At 73.4% G+C, this 308-nt stretch carries 1 pseudogene; it reads left to right on the top strand.

Going from position 1 to position 308, the window contains the following annotated elements:
• Nucleotides 1–45: 45 nt before the first annotated feature.
• A pseudogene (locus tag LO771_RS30215) lies at nt 46–308 on the top strand (NADP oxidoreductase); the annotation flags it as partial.

Below are 308 nucleotides of genomic sequence, written 5' to 3'. Positions count from 1 at the left end.
GCTTTCGCGCGCACTGAGGACAAGGTCGCCCGAGCCGCCCGGACCATGGGCGGCGGTGCCCGCCCGGGCAGCCCCGAGCAGGCGGCACGGCACGGGGGCGTTGTCCTCCTGTCGACCCCGTGGCCCGTGACCCTCGGACTCGTCGACCAGGTGGCCGACTCCCTGACCGGAAGGGTCGTGTGGGACACGACCAACCCGTTCGCCCCCGACCTGAGCGAGCTCGTCCTCGGCACCACCACCTCGGCTGGCGAGGAAGTGGCCAGGCATGCGCCCGATGCCGCCGTCGTCAAGGCGATCCCGCCCTTCGC

Origin of the sequence: Streptacidiphilus sp. ASG 303, assembly GCF_020991365.1 — a bacterium.
Classification (GTDB): Bacteria; Actinomycetota; Actinomycetes; order Streptomycetales; family Streptomycetaceae; genus Peterkaempfera.
Note: the sequence above shows the minus strand (reverse complement) of the source record. Positions and strands in the feature narration are given on the sequence as shown.